The organism is Pseudomonas sp. P4_B4, from assembly GCF_056402255.1.
This window is the reverse complement of record NZ_JBFUHS010000013.1, coordinates 1-15,018: the sequence shown is the minus strand read 5'-3', so window position 1 is coordinate 15,018 and position 15,018 is coordinate 1. Positions and strand designations below refer to the sequence as shown.

Here is a 15,018-nt window from a genome sequence, read left to right as displayed (position 1 = left end):
CGTCATGACCCATTCCATTGCGTTCAATTTTGAAGACGGCGTCACCCGGTTCATCGACGCCAACGCCGGCGAAACCGTGGCCGATGCCGCGTACCGCCAGGGCATCAACATCCCGCTGGACTGCCGCGACGGCGCTTGCGGTACCTGCAAGTGTTTTGCCGAAGCCGGCACCTACGATCTGGGTGAGGAATACATCGAAGACGCCCTCAGCCCTGAAGAGGCCGCACAGGGTTTTGTCCTGACCTGCCAGATGCGTGCGCAGAGCGATTGCGTGGTGCGCGTACCGACGTCCTCTGAGGTCTGCCGTACCCGTCAGGCCAGCTACGACGCGACCATCAGCGCCGTGCGCCAGTTGTCCGACAGCACCATCGCGCTGTCGATCAAGGGCGATTCCCTGAGCAAGCTGGCGTTCCTGCCGGGGCAATATGTGAACCTGGGCATTCCCGGCAGCGAGCAGACCCGCGCCTACTCGTTCAGCTCGTTGCAGCGCGACGGCGAGGTCAGCTTCCTGATCCGCAACGTGCCGGGTGGCTTGATGAGCAGCTTCCTGACCGGCATGGCCAAGGCCGGCGACTGCATGAGCCTGGCAGGTCCCTTGGGCAGTTTCTATCTGCGTGACATCCGTCGGCCGCTGTTGCTGCTGGCCGGTGGTACCGGGCTGGCGCCGTTCACTGCGATGCTGGAGAAGATCGCCGAGCAGGGCAGCGATCATCCGCTGCATCTGATCTACGGCGTGACCCACGATTTCGACCTGGTGGAAATCGACCGCCTCGAAGCCTTTGCCGCGCGCATCCCCAACTTCACCTTCAGCGCCTGCGTCGCCAGCCCCGAGAGCCAACACCCGCTCAGGGGCTACGTGACCCAGCACATCGAGCCAAAGCATTTGAACGATGGCGACGTCGACGTCTACTTGTGCGGCCCGCCGCCGATGGTCGAGGCCGTCAGCCAGTTCATTCGCGAACAAGGCATCGCGCCTGCCAACTTTTACTTCGAAAAATTCGCCGCCAGTGCGGCGTGAGTCGCGTTGTTGTGGGAGACAGAGATGAACAGATTTCACGAAAAAGTCGCCCTGATCACCGGCGCTGCCCAAGGCATCGGGCGACGGGTGGCCGAGCGTATGGCCGCCGAAGGGGCGAAGCTGATCCTGGTGGATCGCTCCGAACTGGTGTTCGAAGTCCAGCAACAGTTGGCGTCAACCACCCAGGTACTGGCCCTGACCGCCGACCTTGAACAATACGAGGAATGCAGTCGGGTGATGCAAACCGCCGTCGAGCGCTTCGGTCGCCTTGATGTGCTGGTCAATAACGTCGGCGGCACGATCTGGGCCAAGCCGTTCGAGCACTATGAAGCGTCGCAGATCGAGGCCGAGGTTCGCCGTTCGCTGTTCCCGACCTTGTGGTGTTGCCATGCCGCGCTGCCGTTCATGCTGGAGCAGGGCAGTGGTGCGATCGTCAACGTATCTTCCATCGCCACCCGCAGCCTCAACCGCGTGCCCTACGGTGCGGCAAAGGGAGGGGTCAATGCCTTGACCGCTTGTCTGGCGTTTGAAACCGCCGGTCGCGGCGTGCGGGTCAACGCCACGGCGCCTGGCGGCACCGAAGCACCGCCGCGACGCATACCCCGCAACGGTGCCGAGCAGAGTGAGCAGGAAAAACTCTGGTACCAGCAGATCGTCGACCAGACCCTCGACAGCAGTCTGATGAAACGCTACGGCACCCTGGATGAGCAGGCGGGGGCTATTCTGTTTCTGGCCAGCGACGATGCGTCCTATATCACCGGCATGGTCATGCCCGTGGGCGGTGGCGATCAGGGCTGAGGCGAGCGACAGACAATCCCATCCGCAAACGGAGTCATGGTGATGAGTGACAAACCCACGATCGTGCTGGTCCATGGTTTTTGGGGCGGCGCTGCCCACTGGAACAAGGTCATCGTCAAATTGCTCAGCCGGGGCGACACGCACATTCGTGCTGTCGAGTTACCGCTGACGTCCTTGGCCGAGGATGCCGAACGCACGCGCAAGATGGTCGCCCAGGTGCCCGGTCCGGTGCTGCTGGTGGGGCATTCCTATGGTGGCGCGGTGATTACCGAAGCTGGCGACCAGCCGAATGTGGTGGGCCTGGTGTACATCGCCGCTTTCGCGCCGGACATTGGTGAAAGTCCCGGAGGCATCACGCAACGGCACCTGCCTGCGGCAGCGGCTAACCTGACGCCGGATAGCGACGGTTACCTGTGGGTCAAGCCTGAGCTCTACCACGAGAGCTTCTGTCAGGACCTACCGGCGACTGAAGGGATCGTCATGGGCCTCACCCAGAAAGCGCCGCTGGCGAGTACCTTCGGCGACACCATTGGCACGGTGGCCTGGAAGAACAAGCCATCGTGGTATCAGATCTCGACCGCAGACCGGATGATCGCGCCACAGAACCAGCAATGGATGGCCGCGCGACTCAACGCCCGGGAAATTCTGACCTTGAATGCCAGCCATGCGTCCTTGGCGTCGATGCCCGCCGAAGTGGCGGCATTGATCGACAGGGCAGCGACGGCGTTGACCCAAGGCTAGGGTCCACATGCAACCGGAGTGGGGAGTTTCCATGGCGACGTCTGGTCGGTATTTTGGACAAGGGTGGGTGTAAGGTAAGCAAGTCAACCTGAGATCACTGCCCAAGAGGAGGTGACTATGAGCGTTCCGATGCTGAACAAAATGCACATGAACGGTTACGACGTACTCAGCGTCAACAACGGCCCCTGGCGGGTGTGCACCCAGGGCGACCGGCTGGGCTCGTTTGCCAGTCGGGAAGAAGCACTGGCGTTTGCCGCGTCGCTGCCCGGCTACAGGGCGCGTGCTGGCAGGCCTGCGGGCAGCCTTCAAACAAAATGAAATCAGGCCCGAAGCCCCGGTTCTCCGGGGCTTTTTCATGATGCAACGACGCTAGTAGCCGCCGCCTCCGCTGGGGCGGGAGGGTTCCCGGGCCTTTTGTTGCGTGTGGCTCCATTCCGCGCAGGTCATGAAGCTTTTGTGGTCGACCATGCCCCGGCCGTCAAAGCTGACATTGAACGTTTGTTGATGGCCGGACTGAGTCAGTTTGTAGTCAAAGCACGTACCGGGTTCGACGCTACGATCGCTGATCGCCAGCGGCTGGCCGCCGATTTGCCGGACTTGCTCCTGGGTCATGCCGGTGTCGACTTTCGCGACCAGCGGCTGATCCTGGTAGATCGAGTTGGTGCTGCAGCCTGCCAACGCGGTCAGTACGACGACCAGCGTGAATAGAGGCCTGTTCATGGCAGCGCTCCCGCTATTGAGTCTTGTTGCGGCTAATGACCTTGGCTTTCACTTCCTCGGCGTAGCCGGACAGTTTTGCTTCATCTCCCTGAAACAAAGAACACAGTTTCTGAACGGCTTGCGCGTCGATGTCGTTGCCGAGCAGGCGCAATTGCTGCTCGATGCGCAACAGCTCCACGGCCGACCAGCGCAAATCTGACGCAAGCCCTTGCAGATCACGCCGAAGTTCCTGTTCCGATTCGTTAAGCCACATGATGACCTCCTGAACTCCTCACTCCGGAATTTTAGACCTGTTTTGCGTGCCGGATGTTGTGTTTGTCTGATTCAGCGGGGTTTCCTTTGGTCGGGAAAAAACTGATATCGGCTCATCAACTCATCGGGCCGCAATGGGAGCGAGTCATGCAATGGCCGCATGGAGCCTGCGAAAGATGGATGCCTTATCTGAACGCAAGGAACTAACCGGGCAAAGTGATATCAATGAAAGTCGCCGAATCGTTGGGGATGGATGTAGGGACGACGGCGAGCTACATTCTCTTTTTTCTAATTTAAGGAAGCAGCATGCGGATGTTGATGGGGGGAGTCGTGCTGGCATTGCTGGCCGGGTGTTCGTTGCCCGCTTCACTGGTACCGGGCGAGCCGAATGTCAGCAAGCACAGCGCGAAGGTGCCAAAAGAGTATGCGGCGTGTGTTTTGCCTGCCTGGCAAAAGGAAGTAGCGAATACGACCCAGGTTTCGATATCCAACGGATTTCGCATCACTGCGCCGAGTGTGATCACGGCCGACGAAGTACTGGATATCGTGAAGTACAAGGACGGCAGCCAGATTTCACTGTATCAGGGGCCACCTTGGGCCAAATCTGGCGACCTGCGCAAAATCGTGCACGACTGTTTGTAAGTTGTAAGCGCGGGACAGTGAAAATCGGTCGCCGACCGTTTTTCGACTCAATTGAGAAAAAACCGGATGCCTGGCGTGCATCCGGTTTTTTTTTGTGTGGATCAGTCTACAAGGTTGGTAGTCGGGATGATTTGCTCGCTCGCCTGGGCAGCACTTTTACGTTCCCGACGCTCGTTCATCCAGCTTTCCACTTTGACGCCGAACTCCGGCGGGGCCTTGCGCCCGAATTTCCTGGCGATGTCGAGGATGGTTTGTTGGGCGAGGGCTTCTTCCATGCGTTTCTGCGCAACCATCATCGCACCATTGATCGCGCACAGTCCGTCCAATGCCCATTCCGGCGGGGTGCCGTCAAACACTGCGCAACGGCCACGGATCTCCCGGCAATCGAAAATCGACTTGCGGCCGTCGATGGCATTGACGATATCCAGCAAGGTGATTTCGTCAGCGGGCCGGGCCAGCTTGAAGCCGCCGCGCACGCCTTCGGTGGCGACCACCAGATTGGCCTTGGCCAGCTTGGTGAAGATTTTCGCCAGATAGTCCTGGGGGACGCCTTGCAGATCGGCAAGGTCGCGCACGCTCGCTTCGCGCGAGTCGCCGCCATTGCCCACCAGGAAAAGCAGGCAGTGGATGCCGTACTCGACACCCGCGCTGTAAAGAGACATGCAGATCTCCGACTGAGTTAGTCGCAAATTCTAGCAGCCGAAAGCAAGTCAGGCAACGAATCCCTCCTCGTTCAATCTTTTTTCATGACAGCGAACGCATCTTCTGATGCGCTGAATACAGGGTGTTCAGGTGATGGATCAGGGTTTTCGATGGTCACCATCGGTAAAAACCTGTTGCAGGATTTAACTTGGATTAATAGAGTCGTAGTTATTCGATAGGAGTGGCAGGCACTTATCCGGGTACAACCCGGCGGCGGTCCGTAACGCACTCAACGATTTTCAACACTTGGTTATCCCCCAGGAGTCAAAAATGAAGCAGCACATTCTGGTAATCGGCGCAGGTTTCGGTGGCATGTGGACCGCTTTGAGTGCCACGCGCCTGTTCGACATTCACGGCCACAACGACGTTGAAGTGACCGTGCTGGCTCCTCAGGCCGAACTGCGTGTGCGTCCGCGCTTCTATGAGCCGAACGCCTACCAACTGGCCGCGCCGATTGGCGACTTGTTCGATGCCGTAGGGGTCAAGTTCATCCAGGGCGCGGTGCAGACCATCGACGTCGAGCAAAAACAGGTCGGCTATGTCGATGCCACAGGTGCCCGGCAAGTCTGCAGCTACGACAAACTCGTTCTGGCCACCGGCAGTCGCCTGGCTTCGCCGAACACTCCGGGCGTGGCCGAACATGCGTTCGACGTCGATCAGATCGAACAGGCCGTGCATCTGGAAAACCACCTCAAGGCGCTGGCCAATCAGCCCGAAAGCAAGGCGCGCAACACCGTGGTGGTAGCCGGTGGCGGTTTCACCGGGATCGAAACGGCGACTGAAATGCCGAGCCGCCTGCGGGCCATCCTCGGCGACCGTGCCGACATCGATGTGATCATCGTTGACCGCGGCGATAGAATTGGCGGTTCGATGGGTGAGGAAATCGCCGAATCGATCGTCGAGGCCAGCCTGGCAACCGGCGTGAAATGGCACTTGAAAGCCTCGGTTGTGTCGGTCGATGCCAACGGCGTGACCCTGTCCGACGGTGCTCGAATCGACGCAAACACCGTGGTCTGGACCACCGGCGTTCGCGCGAGCTCCCTGACCGAGCAGATTCCGGCCGAGCGCGATCACCTGGGGCGTCTGCATGTCGACGCACACCTGAAAGTCATTGGCCAGGACGACATCTTCGCCACCGGCGATGTCGCCTACGCGGCCAGTGACGAGATCGGCAACCACGCCTTGATGACCTGCCAGCACGCCATTGTCCTGGGGCGTCACGCCGGCAATAACGTGGCGGCACAGATCCTCGGTGTGGACCCGACGCCGTACAGCCAGCCGAAATACGTGACCTGCCTGGACCTCGGGGCCTGGGGCGCGGTGTACACCGAGGGTTGGGATCGTCAGGTCAAGTTGGTCAAGGAGGAAGCCAAGTCGCTGAAAACCCAGATCAACACCCAATGGATCTACCCGCCAGCAGCGAACCGCGACACCGCGTGGGCCGCAGCGGATCCGTTGATCCCGATTGCCTGATACGGTCGCTGACGCGTCTGATTAAACCTCCCGCCCAGGTCTTCTTGGGCGGGTTTTTTTTGCGTGGCATTTGCCTGTGTGAAATTTACCGTGTATTTTTTCATGAAATTAAAAATACAAAATTTCATGAGGCCGTATGTTTCAGCAATCCACCCGGCATGTCGCCAGTTACTACGCCCATACCTGCGCCGATCGTCTGGTCGATCGAGCCGCACTGGAAGGTGAGCAAGACACTGAAGTGCTGATCATCGGGGCCGGTTTCAGTGGATTGCACACGGCTTTGCGCCTGGCGCTGGCCGGCAAGCGCGTGACCTTGCTCGAAGCCAGCCGGGTGGCCTGGGCCGCGTCCGGGCGTAATGGCGGCCAGGCGATTCTCGGCTGGTCGTGCGACATGCCACCGCTGGAAGCGGCGCTGGGTTACGAACGGGCGCGGCGCTTGTGGGACGGCATGCGCTGGGCCGCACGCGAGCTGCGTGACTTTCCCGGCCGCCATGAGTTCGATTGCGACTACCGCGCCGGTCATCTCTGGACCTCGGTGATGCCCCGTCGGGTAGGCCTGCTGACCGAATGGCAACACGAGGCCAGCCACAAGTGGGGCCACGACAAACTGCAATTTATCGAACGCAGCGATTTGCCGCAGTGGGTTGCCAGCGAGCGTTATCAGGCCGGCCTGTTCGATCCCGAGGGCGGGCATCTGAATCCGCTGAAACTGGCCCTGGGCCTTGCCGAAGCGATCGAGCGGGCCGGTGGGCGCATCCACGAGCAAAGCAAGGCGCTGAACTATGGCGAGGAGGGCGACGGGTTTGTGGTGACCACCGAGCGCGGTCGTATTCGCGCCGATGTGCTGGTGCTGGCGTGCAACGCTTACCTCGACCGACTCGACCCACAACTGGCCAGTTGCGTGTTGCCGGTCGGGACCTATCAGGTCGCGACTGCGCCGCTCACCGAGGAGCAAGCCACCGCGCTGCTGCCGAGCAACGTGTGCGTGACCGACAACCAGTTCGTACTCGATTATTTCCGGCGCACCCCGGATAACCGCCTGTTGTTCGGCGGCGGTTGCACTTACTTGGGCGGCATGCCGAAGGACATCGCCGCCGCGACCCGGCCGTTCCTGGAGCGCGTGTTCCCGCAACTCACCGGCGTCGGGCTGGAGTTTGCCTGGGGCGGCCACATCGACCTGACCCTCAAACGCACGCCGGATATCGGCCGCCGTGGCGATCTGTACTGGATGCAGGGGTATTCCGGGCATGGCGTGCTGCCGACACTGGCCGCGGCGCGGGCGGTGTCCGACGCGGTACTCGGTCAGCCCGACGAGCTGTCCCTGTACCAAGGCCTGAACAACGGCAGTTTTCCCGGCGGCAAATACCTGGCCGCGCCGCTGGAAGCCATCGGCAAGGCCTGGTATCGACTGCGCGACAGCATTTGAAGCGACACTTTCTGGAAGCCTCTTGATGGACATGCAAGAAGAAATCTCGGCGCTGGCGATCCTGATCCAGGACCTGCGCAAACACAAAAAGTACACCCTGAAGGAACTGGCGGACAAAATCGGTCGCTCCGTGGGTTTTCTGTCCCAGGTCGAGCGCGGCCTGTCGCGCCCGACCGTGGCGGACTTGACCGCCATCAGCGAAACCCTGGGGGTGCCGACCACCTATTTCTACAGCCTGCCCAAACCCATGGCCTTGTCCTGGGTCACCCGCCCCGACGAGCGCCGCACGCTGTACTACGCCGACGGCATCACCGACATCCTCGTCTCGCCAAAGATGCGCGCGTCCTTTTCGATGCTCGAAAGCCAGCTCGAGCCTGGTGCCAGCAGCGGTGACCGGCACATGAAGGACAGCTCCGAGCAGGGCGGTTACGTCCTGGAAGGGCAGTTGACCCTGTGGCTCGACGACAATGACCCGGTGACCCTGCATCCCGGCGACAGCTTTCAACTGGCCAGCCATGCGCACTGCCGCTACGGCAACCTGTCCGACCAACTGACCCGTGTGCTTTGGGTTTACACCTGATAACGACAAGGAACAAAACGATGGATGCTGTGTGCTCTGAACTGCTGGCCGAGGTTCGCAATTTCCGCCACACCAACCCCGAAGTGCGTTACGTCGACCTGATCTCCCTGGACATTCCGGGGCATTTCTACGGCAAGCGCTACCCGATCGAGATGCTGGAAAAAGTCGCTGCCGGCAGTGCACTGAAGCTGCCGCAGAACTGCGTGCTGCTCGGCACCCAGGGCGGGCTGTTCAAGATCGGTGATTACTGCTTCAACGATGGTGACCCGGATGCGCTGCGCCGTTTGGTGCCTGGCACCTTGAAGCTGGTGAGCTGGGAAAAGCAGCCCTTGGGCCAGATGCTGATCACCTCCGACGGCACCGAAAAACCTATTGAATTCGAACCCCGCGAAGTGCTGGCGCAGGTGCTGGACCGGCTCAAGCGCAAGGGCATTTTCCCGGTGGTGGCCTTCGAGCTGGAGTTTTACCTGTTCGACAGTCGCTTGAAGGACGGCTTGCCGCAGTTCCCCCGTGATGAGCTGACCGGCGATGCCGATGATCAGCCGAACATGCACATCGAACGCTTGTCGCGCTTCGCCCCGGTGCTCGATGAAATGGTCGAGACAGCGCGAGCCCAAGGCGTCGATGCCACGGTGATCACCGCCGAGCTCGGCCCGGGCCAGTTCGAAATCAACTTCGGCCATTGCGATGACGGCCTGCGCGCCGCCGACTGGGCGGCCCTGTTCTGCCGCAGTACCCGGGGCGTGGCGCTCAAGCACAACTACCGCGCCAGCTTCATGGCCAAACCTTACTTGCAACACCCCGGCAGCGGCATGCACGTGCATGTCAGCCTGTATGACCAGGCTGGCAACAACCTGCTGGCGGCGAACGGCCAGCGGGCGCTGCGCCATGCGGTGGCCGGTTGCCTGGATGTATTGCCGCACTGCATGCCGATTTTTGCTCCGAACCACAACGCCATGCGCCGCTTGAGCGCCACGGTGAACGTCGCGTCCCGCGCCAGTTGGGGCTTCGAGGATCGCGATGCCTGCTTGCGCATTCCGGAGTCGGACATCAAGAACCTGCGCATTGAACATCGCCTGGCGGGCGCCGATGCCAACCCCTATCTGGCGTTGGCGGCGATTCTGGTGGGGTTGGAGCAAGGCCTGGAAGGGGAGCGCGAGCCGATTGCACCGCTCAACGAAGACCGCAGTAGTGGCATCGATTTTCCGCTGGAAATGCTCGAAGCGGTGCAGTCCATGCAAAATCATGCATCGCTGCGCGAAGGCTTGGGGGCGGAGTTCGTGGACGTCTACTGCGAAAACAAGCGTCAGGATCATCTGGCATTTCTGCATGACATCAGCGCACGGGAGTATCGCTGGTTTCTGTAGTCGCCCCTAGAAAATATGTGGATATTGAAGGGGTTAGAAAGATTAGTAACTGGATAGTGAATAAAAATATCTTGTTACAGGCCGAAATATTCCGTAATATCCGCGCCGCGTTCACCACCACGGTTTATGCATTTTTAAATCCCAGGCGTCCATCAGCTGCCTGGGATTTTTTTTGCCTGAAAATTGAGACCGCCATGGCCCCCTTCATGGGTGTCGGCCGAGCGACCGGACAGGCGGGTTTTCTCTCGATTCCTATTTCATGATCCTCTGTTTCTCCGCCAACCAGTTCAAGTGCGGAGTCGAACCGCTATGGCCAAGCAAGTCATCCAGCGCGTTCCACTTCTGTGGCTGGTGATACCACTCACTTTCCTTGTGGATGATCAGTTGCGAAATTGACTGCGCATGGGCCGGCAGGCGGATGGCTGCCTGCAGTTCCTCGGCGGTCATTTTGCCGTCGCGGTTGCGGTCGATGATGTCGAAGAGGCGGCTCTTTACCGGTCCCTTGTCTTCAGCGTCGGCCATGAGGCGGTAGCGTTCGAGTTGCGTTTCGTTGAAGTGGCGGATGTTGCTGTAGCACGAGGCCGGGACCAGGGGGTTGAGCCGAGGCAAGGTACCGACTTCTTCGCGTACCCAGCCGTCGAGGCAATACCCGTTACCAATTCTTTGATTAGAACTCTTCAGTACCGAGTTTTTTCAATTATTTCTTCCGCTAAGTCAGTTTAGTCTCCTTGCGCTAGAGCATTGGAGATCGCTAATGTTTCCCTCTGCAATTGGGATTACGCATTCCCTTACTTCCTCACCCGTAGGTTCCAAAGGCGTAATGCTTAAAGTTAAGTGGATGCCATCTTTTTCAAAAGTTATATCTTGAAAACCTGCATAAGCAAATCCTGTTGAGAACGGCTTACCTTCAAAGCTACATAAATGCATGCTTGATAGCACGCTAAGCTTAGCGCCTGCATTCACTACCTCGACTTCAAGGCAATCATCTTCGAATGTCTTTATATATCGAACCAGCGTGCCTTTAATTCTTCCGGAGTTTACTTCGGATGCTGCGGAGTAATTCACCTCAGCTCTTGCAGTTTGAAATGATGCAAGAGCAAGGAGAAAAATATACACTAATTGTTTAATTTTCAATTCTCCAAATATTCAGAGCGCTTGTAGAATCTATCGTTCGGGACAGTAGTCCAGTTTTCTCGCGTACGTACAGCTTTTGAAAAGTTTACAATGTCATTTTCAGCAATGAATGACTGTAAGGCTCTTCTTGAATCACTAGTGTAGTCCCCTCTATATATGAGGTCGATCGTTATGTCTTTGATTTTTTCATCGGTTGCCTCCCAATTTACTTCTCCATACAGTCTGATGACATCAGGCTTTTGAGAGATGCGTAAAACTTCATTTTTCATAAAATCATATATAGGTAAAAACAAAACGTACTGCTGTCTTCTAGATATAATCGTGGTTTTTATCTCGTTGCTAGCACCATCTAGGTAGTTTTTAGCAACTTGACCTTTTAACCCTTTAGCACCGACGAGCCAACTTAGGAAAGGTTCAGTTATTCCTACATGTACTAGGTCCGCTTGGGGGTTGGGGCGTTGTCCAAGGTCATAACCTCGTCCAATTGTGATCCCCGAAGCGCCACCTGGCCAATGCACTTTTCGACTAAAGTAACGATGTCCCGTATGCGAGGGGTCTGCAATATCATTACCTTCCACATCAAAGGTCAGTTGACCATAAGGCACTTTTAACCAACTTAAGTCATTATCATCAACAATTGCGAAAAAGCTCCCCGCCAACCCCACCGGTTGAAAGTGAAACACCTTCCCCCATGACGGTAACCCGACTTTCTCCGCCACCTCACTCCACCAACTTATCTGCTTGATCCGCTGCTTCTCCGCCAACCAGTTCAAATGCGGCGTCGAGCCGCTATGGCCGAGCAACTCGTCCAGCGCGTCCCACTTCTGTGGCTGGTGATACCACTCACTTTCCTTGTGAATGATCAGTTGCGATATCGATTGCGCATGGGCCGGCAGGCGGATGGCCGCCTGTAGTTCCTCGGCGGTCATTTTGCCGTCGCGGTTGCGGTCGATGATGTCGAACAGTCGGCTCTTGACCGGTCCCTTGTCTTCAGCGTCGGCCATGGGGCGGTAGCGTTCGAGTTGCGTTTCGTTGAASTGGCGGATGTTGCTGAAGAACGAGGCGAGGGCATGTCGAGGCGTGCCGTAGTCGTAGATGATGTCGTAGCCTTCCCAGGACCATGGGCTGAGCCATGGTGTGACACCGACTTCTTCGCGCACCCAGCCGTCGAGCAGGTTGTTGTCCGCGTCGTGTAGCAGCCCGTCTAGGCGATACCAGGTGCGGGCGTTGTGGCTCGGGCTGGCCGGCACCTGGATTTTTCGGTCGGCCGGCAGAGCATCCAGCACATTTTTGGGGAGCAACAGGTCGGCGGTGCTGAGTGGGCTGGAGGCACTCGCCATCTGCAGGCGGGCGGCAGTGGCATTGTCTTCATGAGTCACCACGGCCGTGCCCTTGGCCAGCTTCAGCCAGGTCTTGTCTTTATCTGGCAGGCGCTGAGCCCAGGCACGACTGGCCTCGATGAAAATATCGACGTCATCGCCACTGAACACTTCCAGGTGCAGTTTCTCTTCCGGGTACTCGGCACGGCATTCGTGATATTGACCGATATGGCCTATCAGATTCCCGGCCTTGATTGGCACCGGCTGGTCGAGCACCACCACCTGATCCGTCAACGCTGCCGGCTCACCTTGCAACGACGCGGCCAGCACGTATTGGCTGATGCTTTCCAGCTTGCGAAACTCGCCTTCACCACTGATGGTGATTTCTGTTCCTTGCCTCAATATGAGCAAATCACGACCGTTGAGATCGAAGCGGGACCGAACATTCATGTGGTCACCGGAAGAACTGACCCGATAGGTCGCGCCACTGACATGTTCCAGGTTGCGGAAGGCAACATAGCCTTGCAGAGAGCCGTCGGCGTTACACAGTGAAGCCGGGCCCCGGGAGTGTTCCAGCTTGCGGTACTTGCCCTCGCCACTGACCACCACCGGCGTGCCGGGTGGCAGCAGGTCGAGGTCAAGCATATGACCGCCTTCAGCCGGCTTGGTGAGCACTATCAACCCTTTGGGTGTCGAGGTGCCTACGCGAGTGTTGGAGACGTCCGCTCTGACTCGCAGATTACGTTCTGGCCAAAAGGCCGGACGTTGCAGCGCAGCGTCTGCTTTATAACTCGCCCAATCCCGCAGGTGCATGTACAAGCTGTAGAACGTCAGGCTGGGTGGGGTGTCCGGGCTGCCTTCGATTTTCGGCGGCTGAAGGCGGTGGCGCACCAGCACGAAGTTGCGCGAGAACGGCTTCTCTACGGACTGTTTGTTGACGATGTAGGGCGTGGTCGGCGAATGGGTGTCGATGCGGTAGGCCACCACTTCTCCATCGGCCAGGCAATGCACGCTGGATTGATCCAGGGGGCCGGCAGTGCCGCTGTCAAAATGCACGCCGCCGTGCCAGAGGCCGTTTCGACCCAGGGGGTAGTAGCCCGCGGCTGCGTTTGCCATGTGGGTCAGCTGCCGCAGCGGATCGCGCTTGTCCTTGAACGGATGGCTCCAGTTTTTCAACGGTTGCAGTGCTTCGCTCTCTGGTTCTGGCGGTGGGGCTGCTTGAGTCGGTCGTGGCTGGGCGGGAGTAACGGGGACCTCTGATTGTGGGTGGCGGTCAAACGCCTGAGTCCCAAAAAACCAAACAAGTAAATCGCGCATGATGTGTTTTCACTCCTTGAGTGGCATAGGGGTCAGCCAGAGAAATCCGTAAGCCCCAGGGACTCGTGGTCGTGCTCGGTCAATGGGGATAGCTGTGGTATTTCGAGTATTTGTTTGGCTGCACCGCTGTACTCGAAGTGCGCCGACTTCACCTTGTGATCGCCGGCCGTACCCGATTCGATGCCACTCGCTTCCAGAGTGAGGTAGCTGCCGCCGCCGTTGAGGACGATTTTTTTCTTTGCAGTGATGTGGATTTCGTCTTCGGTGCTGGTGATGTTCAGACCATGCTGGGCGATCAGTTCCAGGCGATCGTTCTGCGCCTGCACGCTCACCGGGCCTTGGTTGGCGATCAGCTTGATGCCGAGCTTGCGCACGAACAGGCTCAGGCCCTGGCCGACGCCGACGAACAGGCGCTTGACCACGCTGAGGTCGGCTTCACCGCCGGCGTTGAGCATCAGGTTTTTCTCGGCGGCCAGTTGCAGGTGCTGGCCGCTGGTCAGGGCGATGCCTTGCGGGGCGCTGAGCAGCAGGACCTGGGATTTGAGTTGTTCGAGGTCCTGGCGCAACAGGTTCAGTTGTGCCGCGACGTCGGCCGGATCGGCGTTGGCGGTTTGGGCGTCGACCGACAGTTGTTGCAGTTGTTTGCCGGCCTGTTGCAGGCGGCCGACGGCAGCATCCATGTCGAGTTGCGCACCCTTGGCTTTCTCCTGTTTGTCCGCGCTGATGAAAAGGCCCTTGCCGCCTCTGATGGCGCCCCAGTCATCCGTACGCAACTCAAACCCTTCCCCCCGCTTCTTCCGCTGGCCATCCACCAGATGCCCCAGATTGAGCTGACTCTTGCCGCCATACTCGGTACTGAGCTTGATGTGCTCCTGCCCCCGCGTGTCATCCAGGCGCAACTTGTTGTTGGCCGGCGTACGCAGCACGTTGCGGTGGTCGTTGCGCTGGGTCACCAGGTCGGGGTGCTGGTCGTCGTGCAGGGCGTGGGCGATGTAGGGTTTGTCCGGGTCGCCCTGTTCGAAGGCGATGGCCACTTCGGTGCCGGCGATCAGCGGCAGGTGCAGGCCGTAGGTGTCGCCGGCGTAGGCGCGGGCCTGGCGCAGCCATTTGCTTTCGCGGCCGGCGGGCCAGGTGTCGCGGTCGAAGAGAAACTTGACCCGGTAGCGCCCTTGCATGTCGATTTCGGTGTACAGCGGGTTGCTCTGGGGGTGGGTGACGCGTGCCGGGAGGGTGCCGGCGATTTGCGGTTTGGCTAGCAAGGGTGGGCGAAAGCACAGGCGCAAGGCGTAGGGCATGGCTTCGAAATCGCAGGTCAGGCTGCGGTCGCGGGCGGCGCGGGTGGTGATCTTTGTGATCACCACCCGGGGGGTGAAGGCCTTGGGGGCGTCGCCGCTGATGGTCAGGACCTGACCCGTGGCCAGGGTGGCGCTGCTGCTGGTGCCGCTGAGGTGGGTCTGGTTGTTGAGGTAGCGTTCGTGGCGCAGGCGCGCGTAGAAAAAGCCGCTTTCGCTTTGCAGGTCTTCGTCGCG

The 15,018-nt window shown here is 59.1% G+C and carries 17 protein-coding genes; 10 read left to right on the top strand and 7 right to left on the bottom strand.

Features of this window, described 5'->3' with window-relative positions; all coding sequences use genetic code 11:
• Window positions 1–4: 4 nt before the first annotated feature.
• The 4 genes from benC to AC1DVE_RS15320 all read left to right on the top strand — a co-directional run bounded on the left by benC (window position 5) and on the right by AC1DVE_RS15320 (window position 2,875).
• A complete protein-coding gene (benC, locus tag AC1DVE_RS15335) occupies window positions 5–1,018 on the top strand; it encodes a benzoate 1,2-dioxygenase electron transfer component BenC (protein WP_223533543.1) in 1,014 nt (337 codons plus the stop codon).
• Window positions 1,019–1,042: 24 nt separating this feature from the next.
• The gene (locus AC1DVE_RS15330; protein ID WP_223533544.1) at window positions 1,043–1,816 is read left to right on the top strand and encodes a 1,6-dihydroxycyclohexa-2,4-diene-1-carboxylate dehydrogenase; all 774 of its coding nucleotides are present in this window, start codon (window positions 1,043–1,045) and stop codon (window positions 1,814–1,816) included.
• Between the two features lie 42 nt (window positions 1,817–1,858).
• Window positions 1,859–2,557 carry an alpha/beta hydrolase gene (locus tag AC1DVE_RS15325; protein ID WP_223458549.1) on the top strand — a complete coding sequence of 233 codons (699 nt, stop codon included), beginning with the start codon at window positions 1,859–1,861 and terminating at the stop codon, window positions 2,555–2,557.
• A 117-nt stretch (window positions 2,558–2,674) separates the two neighbouring features.
• Window positions 2,675–2,875 (top strand): SPOR domain-containing protein, encoded by a 201-nt coding sequence (locus AC1DVE_RS15320; RefSeq protein WP_223458552.1) that lies wholly within the window; start codon window positions 2,675–2,677, stop codon window positions 2,873–2,875.
• A 51-nt stretch (window positions 2,876–2,926) separates the two neighbouring features.
• Here AC1DVE_RS15320 and osmE read toward each other — a convergent pair whose 3' ends face one another.
• Window positions 2,927–3,277 carry an osmotically-inducible lipoprotein OsmE gene (gene osmE, locus AC1DVE_RS15315; protein ID WP_223458554.1) on the bottom strand — a complete coding sequence of 117 codons (351 nt, stop codon included), beginning with the start codon at window positions 3,275–3,277 and terminating at the stop codon, window positions 2,927–2,929.
• 13 nt (window positions 3,278–3,290) lie between these two features.
• The gene (locus tag AC1DVE_RS15310) at window positions 3,291–3,530 is read right to left on the bottom strand and encodes a hypothetical protein (protein WP_223458556.1); all 240 of its coding nucleotides are present in this window, start codon (window positions 3,528–3,530) and stop codon (window positions 3,291–3,293) included.
• A 305-nt stretch (window positions 3,531–3,835) separates the two neighbouring features.
• On the opposite strand from AC1DVE_RS15310, the gene AC1DVE_RS15305 reads away from it, so the two are divergent.
• A complete protein-coding gene (locus tag AC1DVE_RS15305; protein WP_223458558.1) occupies window positions 3,836–4,171 on the top strand; it encodes a hypothetical protein in 336 nt (111 codons plus the stop codon).
• 101 nt (window positions 4,172–4,272) lie between these two features.
• Here the strand turns inward: AC1DVE_RS15305 and AC1DVE_RS15300 are convergent, their stop codons facing one another.
• Entirely contained in the window at window positions 4,273–4,833 is a 561-nt protein-coding gene (locus AC1DVE_RS15300) for an RrF2 family transcriptional regulator (RefSeq protein WP_223543374.1), read from the bottom strand.
• Between the two features lie 310 nt (window positions 4,834–5,143).
• Between AC1DVE_RS15300 and AC1DVE_RS15295 the strand changes: the two genes are divergently transcribed.
• The 5 genes from AC1DVE_RS15295 (at window position 5,144) to AC1DVE_RS15275 (ending at window position 9,982) form a co-directional block, all read left to right on the top strand.
• Window positions 5,144–6,346 (top strand): NAD(P)/FAD-dependent oxidoreductase, encoded by a 1,203-nt coding sequence (locus AC1DVE_RS15295; protein ID WP_223543373.1) that lies wholly within the window; start codon window positions 5,144–5,146, stop codon window positions 6,344–6,346.
• A gap of 136 nt (window positions 6,347–6,482) precedes the next feature.
• Window positions 6,483–7,772 carry an NAD(P)/FAD-dependent oxidoreductase gene (locus tag AC1DVE_RS15290; protein WP_223543372.1) on the top strand — a complete coding sequence of 430 codons (1,290 nt, stop codon included), beginning with the start codon at window positions 6,483–6,485 and terminating at the stop codon, window positions 7,770–7,772.
• 25 nt (window positions 7,773–7,797) lie between these two features.
• A complete protein-coding gene (locus AC1DVE_RS15285; protein ID WP_223458565.1) occupies window positions 7,798–8,352 on the top strand; it encodes a helix-turn-helix domain-containing protein in 555 nt (184 codons plus the stop codon).
• A 20-nt stretch (window positions 8,353–8,372) separates the two neighbouring features.
• On the top strand, window positions 8,373–9,719 hold the full coding sequence (locus AC1DVE_RS15280) for a glutamine synthetase family protein (protein WP_223533545.1): 1,347 nt from the start codon (window positions 8,373–8,375) through the stop codon (window positions 9,717–9,719).
• A 17-nt stretch (window positions 9,720–9,736) separates the two neighbouring features.
• Complete coding sequence (locus AC1DVE_RS15275) at window positions 9,737–9,982, top strand: hypothetical protein (protein WP_223533546.1); 246 nt, start codon at window positions 9,737–9,739, stop codon at window positions 9,980–9,982.
• Here the strand turns inward: AC1DVE_RS15275 and AC1DVE_RS15270 are convergent.
• From AC1DVE_RS15270 to AC1DVE_RS15255, 4 genes are all read right to left on the bottom strand, one after another.
• On the bottom strand, window positions 9,972–10,328 hold the full coding sequence (locus tag AC1DVE_RS15270) for an EF-hand domain-containing protein (protein WP_477784015.1): 357 nt from the start codon (window positions 10,326–10,328) through the stop codon (window positions 9,972–9,974). The two genes, AC1DVE_RS15275 and AC1DVE_RS15270, sit on opposite strands and share 11 nt — an antisense overlap.
• A 105-nt stretch (window positions 10,329–10,433) precedes the next feature.
• On the bottom strand, window positions 10,434–10,853 hold the full coding sequence (locus AC1DVE_RS15265; protein ID WP_223456814.1) for a hypothetical protein: 420 nt from the start codon (window positions 10,851–10,853) through the stop codon (window positions 10,434–10,436).
• Window positions 10,850–13,489, bottom strand: coding sequence for a hypothetical protein (locus tag AC1DVE_RS15260; RefSeq protein WP_477784014.1), 2,640 nt, complete (start codon window positions 13,487–13,489; stop codon window positions 10,850–10,852). The genes AC1DVE_RS15265 and AC1DVE_RS15260 overlap by 4 nt, the downstream gene beginning before the upstream one ends.
• 32 nt (window positions 13,490–13,521) lie before the next feature.
• Window positions 13,522–15,018, bottom strand: a 1,497-nt coding sequence (locus tag AC1DVE_RS15255; protein WP_477784013.1) for a DUF2345 domain-containing protein, incomplete at its 5' end; no start/stop codon positions are given.

Bases quoted from the DNA above. Each gene is read 5' to 3' on its own strand.
- AC1DVE_RS15310 (WP_223458556.1), bottom strand. From the start codon at position 3,530: ATGTGGCTTAACGAATCGGAACAGGAACTTCGGCGTGATCTGCAAGGG.
- AC1DVE_RS15280 (WP_223533545.1), top strand. From the start codon at position 8,373: ATGGATGCTGTGTGCTCTGAACTGCTGGCCGAGGTTCGCAATTTCCGC.
- AC1DVE_RS15305 (WP_223458558.1), top strand. From the start codon at position 3,836: ATGCGGATGTTGATGGGGGGAGTCGTGCTGGCATTGCTGGCCGGGTGT.
- AC1DVE_RS15320 (WP_223458552.1), top strand. From the start codon at position 2,675: ATGAGCGTTCCGATGCTGAACAAAATGCACATGAACGGTTACGACGTA.
- osmE (WP_223458554.1), bottom strand. From the start codon at position 3,277: ATGAACAGGCCTCTATTCACGCTGGTCGTCGTACTGACCGCGTTGGCA.
- AC1DVE_RS15285 (WP_223458565.1), top strand. From the start codon at position 7,798: ATGGACATGCAAGAAGAAATCTCGGCGCTGGCGATCCTGATCCAGGAC.
- AC1DVE_RS15330 (WP_223533544.1), top strand. From the start codon at position 1,043: ATGAACAGATTTCACGAAAAAGTCGCCCTGATCACCGGCGCTGCCCAA.
- benC (WP_223533543.1), top strand. From the start codon at position 5: ATGACCCATTCCATTGCGTTCAATTTTGAAGACGGCGTCACCCGGTTC.
- AC1DVE_RS15290 (WP_223543372.1), top strand. From the start codon at position 6,483: ATGTTTCAGCAATCCACCCGGCATGTCGCCAGTTACTACGCCCATACC.
- AC1DVE_RS15300 (WP_223543374.1), bottom strand. From the start codon at position 4,833: ATGTCTCTTTACAGCGCGGGTGTCGAGTACGGCATCCACTGCCTGCTT.
- AC1DVE_RS15295 (WP_223543373.1), top strand. From the start codon at position 5,144: ATGAAGCAGCACATTCTGGTAATCGGCGCAGGTTTCGGTGGCATGTGG.
- AC1DVE_RS15325 (WP_223458549.1), top strand. From the start codon at position 1,859: ATGAGTGACAAACCCACGATCGTGCTGGTCCATGGTTTTTGGGGCGGC.